This is a genomic window from Peristeroidobacter soli (genome assembly GCF_004138485.1).
Classification (GTDB): Bacteria; Pseudomonadota; Gammaproteobacteria; order Steroidobacterales; family Steroidobacteraceae; genus Steroidobacter; species Steroidobacter soli.
This window is the reverse complement of the sequence record NZ_RYEV01000008.1, coordinates 96,163-112,823: the sequence shown is the minus strand read 5'-3', so window position 1 is coordinate 112,823 and position 16,661 is coordinate 96,163. Positions and strand designations below refer to the sequence as shown.

General features: G+C 63.6%; 16 protein-coding genes and 1 riboswitch. Of the genes, 6 read left to right on the top strand and 10 right to left on the bottom strand.

Features of this window, described 5'->3' with window-relative positions:
* Positions 1-80: 80 nt before the first annotated feature.
* On the top strand, positions 81-938 hold the full coding sequence (gene motA / locus EKO19_RS31725) for a flagellar motor stator protein MotA (protein WP_129781442.1): 858 nt from the start codon (positions 81-83) through the stop codon (positions 936-938).
* Positions 939-958: 20 nt separating this feature from the next.
* Positions 959-1,996 (top strand): flagellar motor protein MotB, encoded by a 1,038-nt coding sequence (gene motB, locus EKO19_RS31720; protein ID WP_129781441.1) that lies wholly within the window; start codon positions 959-961, stop codon positions 1,994-1,996.
* 6 nt (positions 1,997-2,002) lie between these two features.
* On the opposite strand, the gene EKO19_RS31715 is transcribed toward motB, so the two are convergent.
* The 5 genes from EKO19_RS31715 to EKO19_RS31695 form a co-directional block, all read right to left on the bottom strand.
* On the bottom strand, positions 2,003-2,740 hold the full coding sequence (locus EKO19_RS31715) for a proteasome-type protease (RefSeq protein ID WP_129781440.1): 738 nt from the start codon (positions 2,738-2,740) through the stop codon (positions 2,003-2,005).
* 54 nt (positions 2,741-2,794) lie between these two features.
* Positions 2,795-3,601 carry a transglutaminase family protein gene (locus EKO19_RS31710; RefSeq protein WP_129781439.1) on the bottom strand — a complete coding sequence of 269 codons (807 nt, stop codon included), beginning with the start codon at positions 3,599-3,601 and terminating at the stop codon, positions 2,795-2,797.
* Positions 3,602-3,611: 10 nt separating this feature from the next.
* Complete coding sequence (locus EKO19_RS31705; RefSeq protein WP_129781438.1) at positions 3,612-4,559, bottom strand: alpha-E domain-containing protein; 948 nt, start codon at positions 4,557-4,559, stop codon at positions 3,612-3,614.
* A 265-nt stretch (positions 4,560-4,824) separates the two neighbouring features.
* Positions 4,825-6,240, bottom strand: coding sequence for a circularly permuted type 2 ATP-grasp protein (locus tag EKO19_RS31700; protein WP_129781437.1), 1,416 nt, complete (start codon positions 6,238-6,240; stop codon positions 4,825-4,827).
* Positions 6,241-6,443: 203 nt separating this feature from the next.
* Complete coding sequence (locus tag EKO19_RS31695; protein WP_129781436.1) at positions 6,444-6,833, bottom strand: hypothetical protein; 390 nt, start codon at positions 6,831-6,833, stop codon at positions 6,444-6,446.
* 187 nt (positions 6,834-7,020) lie between these two features.
* On the opposite strand from EKO19_RS31695, the gene EKO19_RS31690 reads away from it, so the two are divergent.
* The 4 genes from EKO19_RS31690 (at position 7,021) to rraA (ending at position 11,203) form a co-directional block, all read left to right on the top strand.
* Positions 7,021-7,320, top strand: a complete 300-nt coding sequence (locus EKO19_RS31690) for a hypothetical protein (RefSeq protein ID WP_129781435.1) — start codon at positions 7,021-7,023, stop codon at positions 7,318-7,320.
* 245 nt (positions 7,321-7,565) lie between these two features.
* On the top strand, positions 7,566-7,925 hold the full coding sequence (locus EKO19_RS31685) for a hypothetical protein (protein WP_129781434.1): 360 nt from the start codon (positions 7,566-7,568) through the stop codon (positions 7,923-7,925).
* 153 nt (positions 7,926-8,078) lie between these two features.
* Positions 8,079-8,165: riboswitch (cyclic di-GMP riboswitch) on the top strand.
* 177 nt (positions 8,166-8,342) lie between these two features.
* Positions 8,343-10,613 carry a hypothetical protein gene (locus tag EKO19_RS31680; RefSeq protein ID WP_129781433.1) on the top strand — a complete coding sequence of 757 codons (2,271 nt, stop codon included), beginning with the start codon at positions 8,343-8,345 and terminating at the stop codon, positions 10,611-10,613.
* Positions 10,614-10,720: 107 nt separating this feature from the next.
* The gene (gene rraA / locus EKO19_RS31675) at positions 10,721-11,203 is read left to right on the top strand and encodes a ribonuclease E activity regulator RraA (RefSeq protein ID WP_129781432.1); all 483 of its coding nucleotides are present in this window, start codon (positions 10,721-10,723) and stop codon (positions 11,201-11,203) included.
* Positions 11,204-11,211: 8 nt separating this feature from the next.
* On the opposite strand, the gene EKO19_RS31670 is transcribed toward rraA, so the two are convergent.
* The 5 genes from EKO19_RS31670 to EKO19_RS31650 form a co-directional block, all read right to left on the bottom strand.
* On the bottom strand, positions 11,212-11,568 hold the full coding sequence (locus EKO19_RS31670; RefSeq protein WP_129781431.1) for a hypothetical protein: 357 nt from the start codon (positions 11,566-11,568) through the stop codon (positions 11,212-11,214).
* Between the two features lie 85 nt (positions 11,569-11,653).
* Positions 11,654-12,733 (bottom strand): lipocalin-like domain-containing protein, encoded by a 1,080-nt coding sequence (locus EKO19_RS31665; protein WP_129781430.1) that lies wholly within the window; start codon positions 12,731-12,733, stop codon positions 11,654-11,656.
* Positions 12,733-15,234, bottom strand: coding sequence for an FtsX-like permease family protein (locus EKO19_RS31660; protein ID WP_129781429.1), 2,502 nt, complete (start codon positions 15,232-15,234; stop codon positions 12,733-12,735). Before EKO19_RS31660 ends, EKO19_RS31665 begins: the two co-directional genes overlap by 1 nt.
* A gap of 38 nt (positions 15,235-15,272) precedes the next feature.
* A complete protein-coding gene (locus EKO19_RS31655) occupies positions 15,273-15,962 on the bottom strand; it encodes an ABC transporter ATP-binding protein (protein ID WP_129781428.1) in 690 nt (229 codons plus the stop codon).
* Positions 15,963-15,986: 24 nt separating this feature from the next.
* A complete protein-coding gene (locus EKO19_RS31650; RefSeq protein ID WP_129781427.1) occupies positions 15,987-16,661 on the bottom strand; it encodes an outer membrane beta-barrel protein in 675 nt (224 codons plus the stop codon).

Below are 16,661 nucleotides of genomic sequence, written 5' to 3'. Positions count from 1 at the left end.
CGCTCAAGCCTGGAACGATTATGCCGAATCAGTGGCTGTGCGGACCTTGAACCGCTGCTGATCGTTTCCGGAAAAATTCAATGAACCTGATCCTCGGCATCGTGGTGGTGTTCGGCTGTGTGCTGGGTGGCTTTGCGATCCATGGCGGCCAGCTGGGCGCACTCTGGCAGCCCTCCGAGCTGCTGATCATCGGCGGCGCCGCGATTGGCGCGCTGATCATTGCCAATCCGTTCAGCGTCACCAAGAAGGTGGCCGGCGGCATCGGCGGCCTGATGAAAGGCTCGCCGTACAAGAAGGATCATTACCTGGCGCTGTTCTCGGTCATGTACGAGTTGCTGTCGATCGCGCGCAAGGAAGGCATGATGGGCCTGGAGCGCGTCATCGAGGATCCGGCCAAGAGCGACCTGTTCAAGAAGCGTCCGCTGGTCCTGGCCGATCATCACGCCATCGAATTCATTCAGGATTACCTGCGCCTCATCATCAGCGGCGACATGGATCAGCATCAGCTCGAAGCGCTGATGGACCTGGAGATCGAGACCCATCATCACGGCGGCGAAGAGCCGGCGCAGGCGCTCAACAAAGTTTCCGACTCGCTGCCGGGCTTCGGCATCGTGGCCGCGGTGCTCGGTATCGTGAACACCATGGGTTCGCTCGGCGGCCCGCCGGAAGAGATCGGCATCAAGGTCGCGGCGGCGCTGGTCGGTACCTTCCTCGGCATTCTGCTCGCGTACGGTCTGCTCGGTCCGATGAGCACCGCGATGGAACGGCGCGCGCGCGACGAAACGAATTTCTATACCACCATCAAGACCTGCATCATGGGATTCCTGCAGGGTCACCCGCCGCAGGTTGCGATCGAATTCGGTCGCAAGTCGACGCCGGCGGAACTGCGCCCGAGCTTCAAGGATCTCGAAGCCCAGCTGCGCGGCAAAAAAGCCTGATCGCTTAGCGGATCCAAGTCATGGCTAAGAGTAGGGACGGCGAGGCACTCGCGCCGATCATCATCAAGAAGGTCAAGAAGGGCGGCCATGGTCATCATGGCGGCTCCTGGAAAGTGGCCTTCGCCGACTTCGCCACCGCGATGATGGCGTTCTTCCTGCTGATGTGGCTGATGGGCTCGACCACCGAGGCGCAGAAGGGCGCGATCTCGGAATATTTCAACAATCCGTCGGCGGTGGCGGGCACGAGCACCGTGCCTTCGCCCACGTCCATTCAAGGCCCCGGTGGCGCGAGCACCAGCATGATTCAACTGGGCGGCGGCATGGAGCTGAACGCCACCAGCGGCAATCCGGATGCACCGGAAGCGCGGATCGACGACGACGCGGCCGAGAAGCGCGCCGAGGAGCTCGACAAGGAGCGCCTGGACTCGCTCATGAAGGACTTGAAGGAAGCGATCGACGCGCGCGAGGCGCTGGCGAAGTTCAAGGATCAGATCCTGCTGGACATCACCCCGGAAGGCGTGCGCATCCAGATCGTCGATCACGACCGCCGCTCGATGTTCCCGCTCGGCAGCTCGAAGCTCGAGGATTACAGCACCAAGATCCTGTACGAGCTGTCCAACATCATCAACAACGTGCCGAACCGCATCAGCATCAGCGGTCACACGGACATCAAGCCCTACGTTGCGGTGAATTACTCGAACTGGGAACTGTCCGCGGACCGCGCTAACGCGGCACGTCGCGCGTTGATCGCCGGTGGGTTGCCGCCGGAGAAAATCGGGCGTGTCGTGGGTCTGGCGTCGAGCGTGTTGCTGGATAGCGCGGTTCCGGACAGCCCGGTGAATCGACGCATCAGCATCATCGTGATGAACCGTCGCACCGAAGAAGCGATCATGCATGAGAACGGCACGCTGCTGAGCGTGCAGCCTCCCGGCGCGACGGAGCCGGGCCAGACGCCGGTCGCGGAGACTGCTCCTGGCGGAGAGGCTGCCGTTCCTGCGGGTGACGCGGGTGGCGGCGCTGTGCCTGTCACGGCGGCTGCGGCTCCGATCGCGGGCTGAGTGACCTCAGCTCCGCCGCATCCACTCCGGATCCGGGATCTCGTGAAATGCGTGCCGCAGGCTTTCGCTCCAGCGCGTGCGGATCATCCTGAAGTACGCATGGTTCTCGTCGATGTTGACGTGACTGTGAACCTTCAACTCGTCGCGCTTGATCGACAGCAGATCCAGCGGCACGCCCACCGATAGGTTCGACCGGATGGTCGAGTCCATCGAGATCAGCGCGCACTTCGCGCCCTGAGCCAGGCTGGTGCTGCGGGAGATGACCCGGTCCAGAATCGGCTTGCCGTATTTCGATTCGCCGATCTGAAAGTACGGCGTGTCCGGCGTGGCTTCGATGAAATTGCCCGCCGCGTAGATACAAAACAGCCGCGGCACTTCGGTGCCGATCTGGCCGCCGAAGATCAGCGAGGCGTTGAACTCGATCTGATGATCCTTGAGCGCCTCGGCGTCGCGCTTGTGAACTTCACGAAGCGCCTCGCCGACCGCCAGCGCCGCCTCGAACAGGTTCTTGGACGTCCAGATGCCCTTGATGCCCGGCTCATGTTCGTGCTCGTGCAAAACGTTCACGACCGCCTGCGAGATCGCCAGATTGCCGGCGGTGAGCAGCACCATGACACGTTCGCCGGGCCGCTCGAAAATGGTCACTTTGCGGAACGTGCTGATCTGGTCCACGCCCGCGTTGGTGCGCGAGTCGGACAGGAACACCAGCCCGGCATCGAGCAGCATGCCTACGCAATACGTCATAGCTACAACCGCGGTTAGTGGGCGCCACTGCCCAACAGACGAACTATAAACCGATCATTGCTGCGCGGCTGTCGCGATCCTGACCGCAACCTGCATCTCTTCCGTCCCGCCGCCGCGGCGGACACCGCGAACCGGGCACGCATCGAGGTAATCGCGACCCACCGCCAGCCGGCAATGGCGGCCGTCGGTGGGCGTGCGATGAGTTACATCGATGGACTTCCAGCCCTGGTCACGGCCGGCCCACACATCGACCCACGCGTGGCTGGCAATCTCACCCTCCTTGCCTGCATAAAAGTAACCGCTGACGTAGCGCGCGGGAATGCCGGCGCTGCGACAGCAGGCTATGTAGATGTGCGAATGATCCTGGCAGACACCCGCACCCCGCGCGAACGCCCGCGAGGCGGACTCGTGCACGTCGGTGGCGCCTTTTTCATAGCGCACTTCTTCACACACGGCTTCCGCCAGCGTCAGTAGCCGGTCCGGCGAATTGTCGCCCGCTTGCAGATGGGGACGCGCGAAGTTGGCGATGGCCTCATCCGCGCGAGTCAGCGGCGTCTCGGCAAGAAAGGCCAGCGGCGAAATCTTGCCCTCATCGGGCAGCGACATGCTGGAGTCATCGTCGATCTCGACGATGCCGTTGACGACGATGCGAATCTCCCGATGCGGCTCATCCAGCGTGAGCAGATGCACGATGTTCCCGTACGCATCGACTTGCGAGCGATAGCGCCCGGGCGCGGCCATGTTCCAGCTCAGCGCGCGCTGCATGGGATCGCGACGAGGCGTCAGACGCAGGTTCTGCACGCTGCGCTTCACCGGCTCGCCGTAGCGATAGAACGTTTCGTGTCGGATATGCAGTTGCATGCTTTGTCTCCTAGTCGGTCGCCGACACCAGGAAGTCGCGCGACACGCGGTCGCCGAGATCGCGTGTCTGACCGAGGAATCGCACCAGATATTCGTGCAACCCGACCTCGAACACGCTCTCGATGCGCCCGAAATGCAGCGACGCCTGCAACTCACCGGCGCGCCGCTCCGTTTCCGACGACTGCGCATTCCGCACCGACTGCAGATGCATGTGGACCTGAGACATGCATCTTCGCAGTGAGCGTGGCATGTCGTCGCGCAGGACCAGCAGCTCGGCGACGCGTCTCGGCGTGATGAGGTCGCGATACACACGGCGATAGATTTCGAACGCGGAGACGGAGTGCAGGAGCGCGCTCCATTGATAGTAGTCGGCCGCGCCGCCCGCCTGCTCGCCGCGAGGAAGCAGCAGGTGGTACTTCACGTCGAGAATGCGAGCGGTGCTGTCGGCGCGTTCCAGATACGTGCCGAGCCAGGTGAAATGCCAGGCTTCATCGCGCAACATCGTGCCCTGAACCACGCCGCGCGCGACGTGCGAGCGATATTTCACCCACTCGAAGAAGTTGCCGACTTCCGCTTCGGTGGAAGAACGCAGGCTGGCGACGCGCATTTCCAGCCAGGTCGCGTTCAATGTTTCCCAGATTTCCGACGTGAGCGTGCCGCGGACTGCACGCGCGTTCTCACGCGCGGCGCGCAGGCAGCTGTAGATGCTTATCGGGTTGTCGCGATCGAAGGCCATGAAGGCGATGACGTTCGACGAAGTCACGGCGTCATAGCGCTGACGGAAGGCGTCCATCAGGCCGATGATGGTGAGCGTCGCAATCCAGCCTTGCTCGACGATTTCGGCGCCTTGAGGAAGCAGCGACATGCGCGAGTTGACGTCGAGCATGCGGGCGAGGTTTTCAGCGCGCTCGGTGTAGCGCGCCATCCAGTAGAGGTGGTCGGCGGTGCGGCTCAGCATGCTCGTACGCCCTGCGAGCTTCCTCGCCAAGAGAGAGTTTTTTTATTTGCCCCTTCGGGGCAAATGCCCGGCATGAGCAGATGGGACATTTTATTGCTCCGGCCAAGGGCGACACGCGACCCACCCGGCAGCCCACTTGGCCCGCAAGATACCGCGCCCCTCCAGGCGGGGCCGTTTGGCCCGCAGCCCACCACTTCTATCCGGACAGGCCCATTTTTCCCGAAGGGAAAAATAAAAATCCGTGGCGGCGTGATGCGCAGGTCGTTCATCGCTCCAGCACCCACGTATCCTTCGTCCCGCCGCCCTGCGACGAATTCACCACCAGCGAGCCTTCTCTCAGCGCCACTCGGGTCAGCCCGCCGGGCACCAGCGTCACTTCCCGGCCCGACAGAACGAACGGTCTCAAATCGATGTGTCTCGGCGCGATGCCCGCGTCGACGAACGTCGGGCAGGCCGACAGCGCCAGCGTCGGTTGGGCGATGTACTTCTCCGGCGAGCGCAGGATCCGCTGGCGAAATGCCGCCAGTTCATCCTTGCTCGCCGCCGGTCCGATCAACATGCCATACCCGCCGGCGCCATGAACCTCCTTGACGACCAGCTCCGGCAGATGCGCCAGCGTGTACTCCAGATCCTCTTTGCGACGTAGAACATACGTCGGCACGTTCGACAGCAACGGCTCTTCGCCGAGATAGAAGCGGATCATCTCCGGCACGTAGGGGTAGATGGACTTGTCGTCCGCCACGCCCGTGCCAATGGCATTCGCAATCGTCACTCGCCCCGCGCGATACGCCGCCAGCAATCCCGGAATGCCCAGCATCGAATCCGGCCGGAACACCAATGGATCCAGAAAGTCATCGTCGATGCGGCGATAGATCACGTCGACCCGTTGCGGGCCGCGAGTGGTGCGCATGTAGAGGAACTCGTCGTCGACGAACAGATCCTGTCCCTCGACCAGCTCGATGCCCATCTGCTGCGCCAGGAACGCATGCTCGAAGTACGCGCTGTTATAGGCACCCGGCGTCAACAGCACGACCGTCGGATCGTTCACCCCCGACGGCGCGACGCTGCGCAGGTTCTCGAGCAACAGATCGGGATAGTGCTCGACCGGGGCCACCGAATGCAGCGCGAACAGCTCGGGAAACAACCGCATCATCATGCGCCGGTCTTCGAGCATGTATGACACGCCCGATGGCACGCGCAGGTTGTCTTCGAGAACGTAGAACTCGCCCGCCCCGGCGCGCACGACATCGATGCCCGCGATGTGCGCGTAGATCGAGCCCGGCACGTCGATGCCTTGCATCTCCGGCCGGTACTGGCCGTTACACAGCACCTGTTCGGCGGGAATGCGACCGGCCTGCAGGATGTCCTGCGAGTGGTAGATATCGTTGGTGAACGCGTTCAGCGCACGCACCCGCTGTTTCAAGCCGGCGGCGAGATGCTTCCATTCGTTGGCCGGGATGATGCGAGGGACGATGTCGAAGGGAATCAGCCGCTCGGTGCCCGAATCCTCGCCATACACGGTGAACGTGATGCCGACCCGATGAAACAACGTATCGGCCTCGGCGCGTTTGTGAGCAACGCGCTCGCTGGGCGTGCGGGCGAGCCAGGACGCGAAGGTCTTGTAGTGCTCGCGCACGTCGCCGTCGCTGGCATGCATCTCATCGTACGGAGTCACCGACATCCAGACCTCTGTTGTAGCCGGCGGCAGCAGTGCCACGGGCTCGAGCTGTGTGTCAGGCGAAAGAGCGAAAAGCGTGCCAGCGGCGGAAAGTGCTGGTTATGCGTGAATCGTGAGTGATTCGAGACGGGACGCACCAATGCGAGGCCCGGCGGACGGGCCTCACGCACGATGATGGGGCGCCGGCCCCATCATCGCACCGGCCATCAAGGCATCTGGATCTTGCCGCCACCGCGGCCGCCGGTGATGCCGGGCATCGGACCCTGCGGAACCACCAGCTGGGAGGCCTGTTGACGGCGCATCTCCTGGATCTGCTGGACGGTGCGTTCGATGGCGGCCTGGGCGGCCGGCGCGAAGCCGACCACGGCGTCCGCCAGCGTCTGGCCCTCGATCTCGAAGCTGATGGGCACCGGGCCCATGTTGGTCATGATCTCGGCCTGGCCGAGGTACAGCACCGGCCGGCCCGGATCGGCCGAGCCATCGGCGCGCACCGGGGACAGGCGCCGGATCGCACCGACCCGCCGATCGGTGAAATTTTCCTCCTGGTAGAGCCCTTCGGCGTCCATCTGCGGGTCTTGATTGCGTTCTTCGGCCATGTGAAACCTCTAATGAATTCGCCCGCTTGCGACGGGCGGGTGGGTGCCTGGGTGCTTTATGACAGTAGACCAGCCGTCTTCGCGTTGTTCAAGGCGGTGACAGTCTTCGTCAGGGGGCACAACGCCGTTACAATGGGGCCATCTTCAATGAGAGCAACGGGCGGTTCCCGCCCGAGTGACGCCCCCCATGCAGGAAACCGACAACCCCTTCAGCGAAGCCTTCGGCAAGGCCGTCGATCTGGGCAACCGGATCGCCGATACGGATGACAAGGCCGACATCTGGGACATTGCCGACGGTCTGCTGGCGGGCGCCGTCCAGTACTGGTTGTACTCGCGACAACCCTGTTCGGATCCCGAGTGCGAAGAATGTCAGCCGATCAGCACCGCCGAGGGCCGCATCGAGGAGCTGCGCAAGCTGATGCGCCAGTTCGCCGAAGAAAGCGAATATTTCCATTCACCCACGGATCGCAACGTTGGCCGCGCGTAAGTAGCGCGGCCGCGCGCCCGCTCCTGTTTCCCTCGTGGCGATTTTTTCGCCACCCGCCCAGCATCACGGCTGTGGCTCATTGTCAACGGCGCGCGCATGAAATTTTCGCAGCAGAAAATACTTTGGGCGTACGTGCTTGATCCGTAATGCGGCGTAAATACAACGCAGGAATGCGACCCGGTTTTGCGATCCAGCGCACACCGTCGGATTCGTGTCGCCCTTCACACTTTCGCCCGCGTGGCTTCGTGCGGGAGACCGATGCGGTGGGAATGTTGAAGAACTTGAAGCTCAGACATCGCGCGTACGTGTGCGCATACAACTCGTTTCGCTTCGCCGCGCGGCTGCGTGGCGACTTGAGTGAGTTTGCGCCATCGATCGCGGAAACCCTGGAAAGCGTGGGCGACGAGCTCGCCGCGCTGGCACGTGACAGTTGCCCGACGGAAAGCGAACGTCGGCAGTTGATCGAAGGATTGGAAGGCGCATTGCGCGCGCTCGGTCTGTCCGACGCGGCACAGGTCCATATCGTTTCTCAGCTCGCGCCTCGCATCATGGCGGGCGAGCCGGCGAGTGCCAGCAAGGAAGCCTGGACGCGCATGGCGGTCTGATTTGGACCTTGAAAAAACGCCAAATGAGACATAACCCCAAGGCGCTGCCAGCAAGTCACTTGTCGCCAATCCCCCTCGTCTGCTGAAAGCGACCGTACAGCTTGACTTATGCCCTGCGCGTGCCGATGATCGAATCGTTCCAAGACGATTGCTAGATTTACTGGGCAAACTCGCCGAAAGGCGAGGACGCAAAGCTTCCGGTCTAACGGATTCATTTCCTAAGACAGCGGGGTTGCCACGGGGCCGCGACATAATGCGGCAACGGTTTCGCCACAAAAGATAACAGCGAAACTGCCGTGAACGAGCGCGATGCGCATGTGCGCGCTCACTCCCCCGCCGAAATGATGTTCCGTTCAGCTGAAAGCGCGTCCACCGCGGGCAGCGGTGATCAGCGGCGCAACGGGTTGGGGAAGAAACGTGGACGACAATACCAGCAAGGTCTATGTAGAGCCGGAAAGCTCACAGCCGCCGCTCGTCTCCCAGAGCTCAGGGAGCGGCACGCAGCTGTTCGTCATCAACCTGTGCGCGTCGATCGCGCCAGTGTCGACGACGGGACGAAACATTCCCGGTCTCGAGAACTACAAGCTTTATCAGGTCGCGCGCGTCGAGGATGGACGCACGCGGCATCGCTTGCGACTCGGCTTCTTCACCAACGAAGCGCATGCCGAACGAGTGCTCACTGTCGTTCGTCAGCAGTATCCAACCGCATTCACCACCAGCCTGAGCGATGAAGATCGTCGCTTCGCTCGCGGCTATTTGCCCGCTGCGGCTTCGACACCTGCGCTCGCGCCGCGTCCAACTGTTGCTGTGGTCAACACGCCGCCGGCTCCCGTTGCCGCAGCTCCGGCTCCGAAAGCTCCTGTCGCTGCGGCTCCTGCTCCGAAGGTCGCGCCCGCTCCTGTCGCTGCAGCCCCTACCCAGAAAGCTGCGCCCGCTCCTGTCGCTTCAGCCCCTGCTCAGAAAGCTGCGCCCGCTCTTGTCGCTGCAGCCCCCGCTCAGAAAGCTGCGCCCGCTCCTGTCGTCGCGCCGCCTGTAGCGGCGCAGGCCGCTGCAAAACCCGCTGCGGCGGCGAAACCCGCTCAGCCCGCCAAGCCCGCCGTCAAAGCGCCGAGCGACGAAGTCGTCGAAATGACTTGGGAGCCGGACGAAGAGACCAAGGCCGCGGTCACGTCCGCTTCGTTGCCGAAGATCAAAGCGCTCACCGAAGCCATTGGCCTCGATGAGATGAGCTGGAACGATGATCCCGCGCCTGCTGCCCCGACACCGGCACCATCGAAAGAGCCGCTCGCTGTCGGTTTGTTGAGCGGCAAATTCGCCGCGCTCGACACCAGTAAGCTGAAGATCAAGACCACGCCGACACCTCCGTCGGCCGCGCCTGCCCCCGTCGCGCGCAAGCCTGCAACTCCGCCCGCGCCTGCCAGCGTCCCGCCGAAGCTGGACACAGCATCGAGCGTGCGCGTGCCTGCGCTGACCTTCTCCGATCCTGAACCGACGCCGGCCACCGCTCAGAAGTCGAGCGCATCGAACGAGCCGTATCACGTCGGCAAGGGCCTCAACATCGAAGAAGTCGACGCGTTCGAGCTCGACCTCTACGACGAGCCGCCGGCCAAGGCCGCCGCTCCCGCTCCGGCGCCCGCTGTGACGAACAAAGCAGCGGCCGCTAAACCCGCCGCGCCTGCGCCGAAGCCGGCTCCCGCTGCCGCGAAGCCTGCATCGCCACCGCCCGTTGCGAAGAAGAGCGAACCGCCCGCGAAGCCCGCCGCTCCTCCAGTGGTCAACAAGGCGACGCCCGCTCCGAAGCAAGTGCCGCCCGCGCCGGTTCGCGACGCGTCGAACGTGCATCCGAATCTGGACAGCACGCAGACCATTCGCGCGCTGACCAACGAAGAGATGAGCGATGCCGCTCAGGAGAAGTGGTTTGCGATTCAGCTGGCCGCATCCGAGCAGCCGGTGAATCTGGACATCCTGCCGCATCTCGACATCTTCGAAGCGTATCGGCTGTATTCCGTCGCCACGGCCGGCAGCGGCAAGATCGTGCACTCGCTGCGCCTCGGTTTCTTCAAGGAAGCCGTGTCGGCTGAAGCCGTCTCCGGCTATCTCAAGACCTTCTTCCCCGCGCCGTCGGTGCTGCGTATCAGCGTCGCCGAGCAGTTGCGCTTCAAAGATGCTCCACAGCCGCGTCGCGCCGAACCGGAAGAGCCGAAGAACAATGTGGTCGAGCTCAACAACGCCCGCGCCAATCGCTCGCCGGTCGTGCCGACCGTCACCATGGAAGTCGATCCGTCGGCGACCGGTGCGTTCCGTCCCAATGCCACCGGCGCGTTCCGCCCGAACGCCACGGGCTCGCTGAACTCCGCCACGGGCACATTCAAGCCCGGCGCAACCGGCGCGTTCAAGCCCAACGCCACCGGCGCCTTCAAGCCCAATGCCACGGGCTCGTTCAAACTGAACTCCACCGGCGTTCACAAAGCACTGGACAGCCGGGTTGCCGCCAAGTCCGCCGTCCCCGCCACCAAGCGCTCGGAGCCCACGCGCGCCGGTAACACCGGCAAGCACAAGCAGCTCAAGAGGAGCCTGACCGAGGAGTTGATGGACGAGGCGCGCGAAGTCGAGCTGTCGGAGAGCGGCGTTCGCAAGCTGCCGACGAACGGCTCGCTGCTGTCGCGCCTGCTGGGCAAGAAGAAATAACGGCCGGTCTCACGCACCGGCGGGCGCGGCGTTTCCGCGCGCCCTCTCGCGTCTGTCACAGGATCTGCGGCAAACTGCTCCGTCTCTTTCCTTGACGAGGCCGGGCCGTGGATATCAGAACTGCCGATCTTTGCGATCAATTCAGCGACGAGTTGGACATCTGCGAGCCGCTGTTCGGCGACTTCGGCGGCCAGGTGCAGTTCGGCGGCCAGATCGCCACCATCAAATGCTTCGAAGACAATTCATTGGTCCGCGAGCTGACCGCTGAAGCCGGCAACGGCCGCGTGCTGGTCATCGACGCGGGCGGTTCGATGCGTCGCGCCGTCGTCGGCGACATGCTCGCCCAGAAGGCGGTCGACAACGGCTGGGCCGGCATCGTCGTCTACGGCTGCGTCCGCGACTCCGCGGCGCTCGCCGACATGCCCATCGGCGTCAAAGCCCTGGGCACGCATCCCATGAAGACCGACAAGCGCGGCGAAGGTCAACGCGATATCGTCGTCCGCTTCGGCGGCGTCGCCTTCCGGCCCGGCGATTGGCTGTACGCCGACGAAGACGGCGTCATCGTCGCCCGCCGCGCTCTGCTCGAGTAACGATCGGCTCAGCGCTTCAATCCAACCACGAAATCCGCGGTCGCCAGATATTCCTCCACCGGAGGATTGTCGAGCACCAGCACCTGACCTTTGTTGCTCGCCACACAGCGAGCCGTGGCCACTTCCTTGCCGCTGCGCGTGTAGGCGCTCAGCGCGATCGTGAATTGCTTCGGGAAGTAGTCGAGCGGGCTGGCCGCGCCATCGACCACGCGGACGCGAACTTTCCTGGCCTGAGACAGATACGTGTCGACGAACGCCGAGACGCAGGCATTGGTCGCTTTGTGGAGCGGGCTGGCCTGAGCGAGGAACGGGGCCGAGGCGAGGATCGCCACGCCGACCAGGGCAAGGGGTTTGTGAAAACTCATTGGGGCTCCGTATGCACTTTGATGACGGAGATGAGTATTGATGAGCGGCGCGGCTCACCTTTTGATCCAGATCAAGCGCGACCGACTACAGCCGCATCCTCTTTGCATAACCGGTCATTTCCAGATAGCCGCGACCGATGGGCCGGTCGCCCTCGAACGCGCGAACGGCGCCTTCCCAATAGATCGTGCCGGTGCTGCCGCTGGCGTCGTTCTCCTGATCGTCGATCAGTGGCTGCAAGGTAATGACTCTGTCGCCGACCTTGACCTGCCACTCGACCGGATACCGGACACCCGTGCGGGGCGAGCGCCAGTCGCGCACTGACTTCCACGTCACGGCTTCGGGTTGATAGGAAACACCTTCGCTGGCGCCGGCAGCACGCCACTTGGCCGCAGCCCACAGCGCACCGCCCTGAGCGTCTCGCATCTGGAACATCATCAACGCGCCCCCGTCGTCGAGATTGAGACCGACCCAATCCCACCCCTGCGCGCGCTCATCGACGATGGCGCCGGACCACTCGTGATCGAACCAGGCGACGCCGCGCACGGCTTGATCTTTACCAGCGACGGCCATGCGTCCGGTGACGGCGAGTTGCGGCAGGCTGTAGTAATAGCTGGCCGAGCTCGGGCTCGGACCTTTCTGGCTGAAGCCGCGATCGCCTTGAAGCAAGGGCGGCGCTTGCGGTTGCAGCTTCAGGTCGATCTGCAAGTCATCGGCTTTGGCGACCGCGATGTAGGTGTCGCCGTCCCGGCGCAGTTGCCAGTCGTCGATATAAACATCGAGCGATCCTTCCGCGGCATCGGCGAGACCGAAGCCAGGGCGCGCGGACTTCTCGTGATGTAACAGAGTGCCGCGCTTTGGATCGCTGATGGCAAGGTGACCGAACAAGACCTGACGCAGAGCGAAGCGCGAGGGATTGTCGTCGTCGATGCCGGTGCGAGAGCGGAAGAACGTCAGTTGGAATCCAACGGGCGCGCCACCCGCGGCCTCGAGCCAGCCAGTGACATACCACCACTCGGTCTTGAACTGGGGATGACTGCCTTCGTCGAGAGGGAACGAGAGCTGATAGCCTGGCGTGACGGTTGGATAGACCACGTCGGCGCGAACGCCGGCGGTCACGAGGAGCGCAACCACCAGCGTCGTGAAGACGTGCGCGGCGATTCGCATCACCAATCCTCCCTGACCGCGCGCACGACCTCGCCGCCCATGGCCTGGCGGCCGCTCACCACCGCGATCAACGCAGCGGCTGCGATCAACGCCACGCTCAAGCCGGTGAGCAACGCCACCGGCGCGCTCAAATCCATGCTCCAGTGAAACGACTGCCGGTTCACGACATAGATCAGAATCAAACTGATGACCGTGCCCGCGATCAACCCGACGATCACGCCCAGCGCCCCGAGCACGGACCCTTCGATCGCCAGCATCGTCGCCACCTGCCCGCGCGTGAAACCGAGGTGTCTGAGCGCGCCAAACTCGCTGCGCCGGGCCAGCACTTGAGCGCTGATGCCGGCGGCGATGCCGAACAAACCGATCGTCACCGCCACCAGTTCCAGCAGATACGTAATGGCAAACGTTCGATCGAACGCTGCAAGCGACAGCTTGCGCACCTCGCCCGGCGTCCGCATGTCGTGATCGGTACCCGGCGGCAGCAAATCTCGAATCGCAGTGCCGACCTTGCTGATGTCCGCGCCGTGACCGAGCCAGAACCAAACCGTATTGACCGCGCGGTCGCCGGTGAAGGCCACGTAATCATCGCGCGCCATGACGATAGCGCCGTTCTGATGTTCATAGTCGCGCCACACGCCGCGCACCGACGCCTCAACCGTCTTACCCGCAAGATCGAACTTGATCTCATCACCGGACTTGATCGCGTACAGGTCCGACGCCGCCTCACTCACCCACACCGGCACGGCACCGCTCGGAATGTCATTGCTCGCCGTGCTCATCATCCACAACGTCTTATCCGGATGATCGCGATTCATGGAACGCGCAATCAACGTCAGCGCCGGCCGATCGGCGGACAGCTGCACCCGGGCAAGGCGGTTGTACTCCACGTGCTCGACGCCGGGCACATGCGCCATCGCCTGGGCCAGCGGCTCATCCAGATACGACGACTGCCCCACATAACCGACGCGTACATATAAATCCGCCGGCAACACTTTCTGCGTCCACTGATCGAGCGACTCGCGGAACGACGTGACCATGATGGCCATCGACGCCATCAAGCTGAAACTGACGATGATGGAGGAAACACTCAGCGTCGCGTATCGCGCCGTGCCCGCGATCTGCGCGATGGCGATCTCGTACGGCAGACGACGCCAGCGTGGCGCATGACGAAGCACGAGGCGCACGACCGAAGGCATCGCCACCACACAGCTGATGAGAAACAGCGCGATAGCGACGAACCCTGGCAATGGCAGCCCACCGATAGGTGGCAGACTCACTGTGATGGCCGCCAGCACAATCAGCGTCAGCACTGTCCAGCGATGCGACCGGATTTCACCGCTGGTGATGTCGCCGGCCTTCAATGCGCTGGCGGTTGGAACGCGAGCCGCGTCGAGCGCCGGCCGCAACGCGCCGGCAACCGCCACGCCGATGCCAAGCAACGAGAACACCGCGACTTCCAGAATGTGAACATTCAATCCCGGCGCAAGCCCGCGAAAATATCCAGCGCCCAGATCCGCACCGAGCGCGCTCAACCCGATCCGCGCGATCATCACGCCGAGCACGATGCCAAGCGCCGCACCGAGCACGCCAACGATCACGCTGCCCGAAAGCATCAACAGCAATTGCTCGCGACGAGTGACGCCGATCGCATGCATGACCGCGAACTCGCGACGACGGCGCAACGCGGCCAGCGATTGCGTCGAGTAAACAAAGAAACCGCCCGTGAATAACGCCACCAACGCAAGCGCCGTGAGATTGGAGCGATACGCTCGCGACAACCGCAGGGCGTCGTCGGTTGCCTGCCCCGGCGTCGTGACACGAACGGTAGGAGGCAGCAGTTCCGTGAGCACCGACTTCACTTGCTCCGGACTCGAGCCCGTCGCCAGCCGAAGATTGATCCGCGACAACTTGCCCAGCCGTTCAAACACCCACTGAGCCGTCGCGATATCCACAACGCCGCCGAAGTCCTGCAACGCTGCGGGCGGCAACACGCCGGACACACGCAAACGCTCGCGCTTCACGCCGACCTGGAACTCGATGGAATCGCCGCGCCCCAGTTGCAACTCGCGGGCCGCGCTGGCGCTCAACAGGATCGAACGATCATCGGACTGATCCAGATCCTCGTCATCGCCGCCACCAGACCGGTCATCCTCGGAATCGGCCACCGTGGCAACGAACGCCGGCTGTAACAATCGCGAGCGAAAGCCATCCACACCCAACAAAGTCAGCGGCTGACGAACGCCCACGATCCTGGCCTCGACCTCCACGACCGGGCTCGCCACCGCGACGCCTGGAACCCGAGCCACGCGCGGATACAAATTCTCATCGAACCCCGCCGCTGCGCCCTCGACAGCAAGATCCGCGAGCCCATACAAGCTGCGCGCCGCCAATGAAATCTCATCGGCGGCAGAGCGATTGATCAGATAGATGGCGAGCCCAAGCGCAACGCCGAGCGCGATGGCAAGCACGGCCAGCAAGGTGCGCCCAGGTGAGCGCCGCATGGGCCCGGTGATCGCCGCCTCGATGAGCAGCGGCGCAATCACAACTGCAGTGAAGAAGCTGCGGCGCGCGGCGCCAATCCTTGCCGGGAAAGTTGCAAGACGCGGTCGGTGGTCGCCGCCGCCAGCTCGGAATGTGTGACCAGAATGCCGGCCGCGTTGTCACGTTTGAGTTGCGCGGCCAGCAGCTCGAGCACTTCAGCGGCAGACTCCGCATCGAGGTTGCCCGTGGGCTCATCCGCCAGCACCAGCGCCGGCCGATGCGCCAGCGCGCGAGCGACAGCGACCCGCTGCATCTCACCGCCAGAAAGCTGCGACGGCGAGGCGTTCGCACGTTCCAACATACCGACAGCGTCCAACAACTCGCGCACGCGATCGGTAGCTCCACGTCCCTGCTGGCCATTGAGCGCCAACGGCAACGCGACGTTGCGCTCCACACTCAAGTGCGGCAACAAATGAAATGCCTGAAACACGAAGCCCATGCGAGCCCGACGCAAGCGCGTGCGTGCATCGTCATCGAGCGCGCCGATGTCCTGGCCGTCTAGCGCAATGCGCCCGGCGTCGGGCGTATCCAGCCCGGCGATCAGATTGAGCAGTGTGGATTTGCCCGTGCCCGACTCACCCATGACGGCGACGTACTCGCCCGGCATCAGCTGTAACGAAACGCCGCCGAGCACTCGTCGCGGCGGCGTTCCTCCGAAGGACTTGCTGATGTTCTCGACCTGAAGCATCGCGAGCGCGGCTCGGCCTCGCGATCAGAAGCCGTAGGTAACGCCGAGCGCCGCCTGGTACTGAATGAACGTGTCGGACTTGGCGCGAATCGCGCAAGTGCCGGCGCCGTTATCGGAGGCGCAGAAAATGCTGCCGCTGGTATCGAGCAACGTGAGGAACGCGCGAGCATCGAAGCGCACGGCGAAATGCTTGCTCACGGGGACCTTGAATCCGCCGCCCGCCGAGAACGCGAACCGGGTTTCATCACTCATGCCGGCACCGCTCGGGCTCAAGCGCGCCGCGCCCACCGTCATGCCGAAGTAAGGGACGACATGCACGGCATCCTGGTAGCTGACCGTGCCGCCGATCTGCAGATATTCCACGTCGAGATCCATCGGCACGGTGCCTTCGATGGTGGTGCCCTGCTTGGCGTAGATCAGCTCGTAGTGCCGCCATTCATCCGCGGCGGCATTGATGATCAGACCGAAGCTGTTGTCCTCATCGAGATCGCGATCGAGGCCGGTGGTCGAATCCTCGAACGACCCGCCGCCCATGTAGCCGTAGAACGGGGTGAACTCCCAGCTCGAGTAGTCATTGGTCGCCTGTTGCGCGGAGGCCGTGGCCGAGGCCGCCAGCAAGCTCAGACCGAGCGCGGCGCCCAGCCAGCGACGCATGGAAAACTGTCGTGAAAAGAACCACTTATCAATGTGCCATTGCAT

Coding starts and splice junctions, on each gene's coding strand:
- EKO19_RS31665 (WP_129781430.1), bottom strand. CDS start 12,733: ATGCGAATCGCCGCGCACGTCTTCACGACGCTGGTGGTTGCGCTCCTC.
- EKO19_RS31710 (WP_129781439.1), bottom strand. CDS start 3,601: ATGCAACTGCATATCCGACACGAAACGTTCTATCGCTACGGCGAGCCG.
- EKO19_RS31695 (WP_129781436.1), bottom strand. CDS start 6,833: ATGGCCGAAGAACGCAATCAAGACCCGCAGATGGACGCCGAAGGGCTC.
- motA (WP_129781442.1), top strand. CDS start 81: ATGAACCTGATCCTCGGCATCGTGGTGGTGTTCGGCTGTGTGCTGGGT.
- motB (WP_129781441.1), top strand. CDS start 959: ATGGCTAAGAGTAGGGACGGCGAGGCACTCGCGCCGATCATCATCAAG.
- EKO19_RS31660 (WP_129781429.1), bottom strand. CDS start 15,234: ATGCGGCGCTCACCTGGGCGCACCTTGCTGGCCGTGCTTGCCATCGCG.
- EKO19_RS31650 (WP_129781427.1), bottom strand. CDS start 16,661: ATGCAATGGCACATTGATAAGTGGTTCTTTTCACGACAGTTTTCCATG.
- EKO19_RS31670 (WP_129781431.1), bottom strand. CDS start 11,568: ATGAGTTTTCACAAACCCCTTGCCCTGGTCGGCGTGGCGATCCTCGCC.
- EKO19_RS31655 (WP_129781428.1), bottom strand. CDS start 15,962: ATGCTTCAGGTCGAGAACATCAGCAAGTCCTTCGGAGGAACGCCGCCG.
- EKO19_RS31690 (WP_129781435.1), top strand. CDS start 7,021: ATGCAGGAAACCGACAACCCCTTCAGCGAAGCCTTCGGCAAGGCCGTC.
- EKO19_RS31715 (WP_129781440.1), bottom strand. CDS start 2,740: ATGACGTATTGCGTAGGCATGCTGCTCGATGCCGGGCTGGTGTTCCTG.
- EKO19_RS31700 (WP_129781437.1), bottom strand. CDS start 6,240: ATGTCGGTGACTCCGTACGATGAGATGCATGCCAGCGACGGCGACGTG.
- EKO19_RS31705 (WP_129781438.1), bottom strand. CDS start 4,559: ATGCTGAGCCGCACCGCCGACCACCTCTACTGGATGGCGCGCTACACC.